This is a genomic window from Streptomyces alkaliphilus (assembly GCF_014141535.1).
Taxonomy (GTDB): Bacteria; Actinomycetota; Actinomycetes; order Streptomycetales; family Streptomycetaceae; genus Streptomyces; species Streptomyces alkaliphilus.
In genome coordinates this window covers 1-2,508 of sequence record NZ_VKHT01000765.1, presented here as the reverse complement: position 1 = coordinate 2,508, position 2,508 = coordinate 1, and the positions used below count along the sequence as shown (strand labels likewise).

2 protein-coding genes are annotated in these 2,508 nt (G+C 73.5%); both read right to left on the bottom strand.

Annotated elements, in window-relative coordinates; translation table 11 throughout:
* Positions 1-152: 152 nt before the first annotated feature.
* Positions 153-1,100, bottom strand: coding sequence for a tRNA (adenine-N1)-methyltransferase (locus tag FNQ90_RS19525; RefSeq protein ID WP_182607555.1), 948 nt, complete (start codon positions 1,098-1,100; stop codon positions 153-155).
* A gap of 62 nt (positions 1,101-1,162) precedes the next feature.
* Positions 1,163-2,443: a site-2 protease family protein gene (locus tag FNQ90_RS19520; protein ID WP_407699396.1), complete on the bottom strand. Its 1,281-nt coding sequence runs from the start codon at positions 2,441-2,443 to the stop codon at positions 1,163-1,165.
* Positions 2,444-2,508: the final 65 nt, after the last annotated feature.

Below are 2,508 nucleotides of genomic sequence, written 5' to 3'. Positions count from 1 at the left end.
GGAGAACGGGGGGACGGCGGGGAACCGTGCCGGCATCGTGTCACATCGTGCCCCGGCGCGAAACGGCCGGGTCGGCCGCCCGGCCCCGGCCGGACCGGGCGCCCGGGAGGGGACGCCCGGTCCGGAGGTTCCGCGGGGAGAGGGGCACGGCGTCATGCCGTGCCGCCGGTCCCCCCGTCCGTCGCGTTTTTCGCCGCCCGGTCGCCGCCGGCCGACTTCCCGCCGGGTCCGGTGTAGTCCTCGCCGTAGGCGCCGGGCGCCGGGCGCCTACGGCGACGCGGCGGGGTGACGCCGTCGGCGAGGCGTCGGGCGGTCAGCAGGAAGCCGGTGTGCCCGATCATCCGGTGGTCGGGGCGCACCGCCAGCCCCTCCACGTGCCAGGTGCGGACCATCGTCTCCCAGGCGGTGGGCTCGTTGAAGGAGCCGTGCTCGCGGATGGTCTCCACGGTGCGGGCCAACTGGGTGGTGGTGGCGACGTAGGCGCAGACGATGCCGCCGGGCACCAGGGCCTTGGAGACCGGGTCCAGACACTCCCAGGGGGCGAGCATGTCCAGGATCACCCGGTCCACCTCGGTGTCCTCCAGGCGGTCCTGGAGATCGCCGACGGTCAGCCGCCAGGCGGGGTGCGGACCGCCGAAGTAGCGTTCCACGTTCCCCCGGGCGATCTCGGCGAAGTCCGCCCGACGTTCGTAGGAGTGCAGCATCCCCCCGTCACCGACGGCGCGCAGCAGGAAGGCGCTCAGGGAACCCGAGCCCACCCCCGCCTCGACCACCCGGGCACCGGGGAAGATGTCGGCCATCGCGAGGATCTGCCCCGCGTCCTTGGGGTAGACCACCGCGGCCCCGCGCGGCATGGACAGGACGTAGTCGGGGAGCAGGGGGCGCAGCGCCAGGTACTCGACGCTTCCGGTGGTGCGGACGACGGTTCCCTCGGGGGCGCCGATCAGCTCGTCGTGGGGGAAGGCTCCCTTGTGGGTGTGGAAGCTCTTCCCCGCCTCGAGCGTGAAGGTGTGGTGGCGGCCCTTGGGGTCCGTGAGCTGGACCTGGTCCCCGGCCTGGAAGGGCCCGCGACGGCGGGCGGCACCGGTCGGTTCGGACATGGGCGCCAGCCTAGACCAGCGCCCGCCCACGGCCCCAATCGAGTCCGTCGGCGGCGCCGGGCTCAGCGCCCGCGACGGGTCATCGCGGAGACGAAGGCGTGTTCGACATCGGCGGTGGAGAGCACCCCGTAGATCTCCCCCGTGGACTCGATCACGAGGTACTCGGTGGCGGGAACGGCCCGCAGGTGGTCCAGGAGTTCCTCGCCACCGATGTCCGCGGGCACCCGCATCCCCTCGGTCAGTTCGCGCGCGAGGGCGCCGATGGGCACCCAGGGGCGTCGGTGCTCCGGTACCTCGGCGATGCCGGCCTCGCGCACCAGCGCGCTGGGGGTGCCGTCCGCCTCCACCACCACCAGCGCCCGGGCACCGGCGTCGTTGGCGCGGCGAAGCGCCTCCGAGAGCGGAAGGTCCGGCGGGGCGGGGACCGCGCGCCGGGTCAGGGCCCGGGCGGAGAGTGCGGGCAGGTGCTCGCGCAGTCGCGCCATCCGCAGCCCGTTCCCGGCCCCGGTCCAGATGACGGCGGCCAGGACGGCGGCGAGCAGGCCGTCCATGATCGAGTCCACGCCGGTCATCGACTCCCGCTCGGCCAACCCACCGGCGTGGGTGGCCAGCGGGAAGCCGACCAGCACCACGATGGCCAGCACCCGGCCGCTCCAGGCGGCCGCCACGGTACCGGTCATCGGTCGGCCGCTGAGCTTCCACACCACGGCCCGCAGCATCCGCCCGCCGTCCAGCGGCAGGCCGGGCAGCAGGTTGAAGACGGCCACGATGAGGTTGGAGAGCATCAGCGCGGCCAGCAGCACGCCGGGCACCGTCCCGGCCTCGACCGCCAGCAGACCGAGGGCGAAGAGCGCGGCGAGCACCAGCGACAGCAGGGGACCGACGAAGGCGAGCCAGAACTCCCTGCCCGGCGTGGGGGATTCGCGTTCGATCTCGGAAACGCCGCCGAGGAACTGGAGCCGGATGCGACGGACCGGCAGGCCGAAGCGCAGGGCGGCGACGGTGTGGGCGAGTTCGTGGACCAGCACCGAGGCGTAGAAGGCCACGGCGAAGAAGAGCGACAGCAGGTAGCGCACGGCACCCAGGTCGGGGAACAGACGTTCCAATTGACTGCCGAAGAACCAGGTGATGAGGGCGGCGACGAGGAACCAACTGAATCCCACGTAGATGGGCACCCCGCGCACCCGTCCCATCAGGATGCCCTGCCGGCCCTCCTCGGGACGCCGCGCCCTCGGGCCGCCGGATGCGGGCTGGTCCGTGTCTGTCACCGGTTCCCCTTGTCGAAGTCCCGACCGTCCGGGGGCGGACGGTCGGCGCGGACGGCCGAAGCCGCCTCCCCCGATGGTATTCCGCGGTGGGGCGGGGGTGTGTCGGCGACGGGCCGTAGGGTTTCCCCATGCCCCGTTCC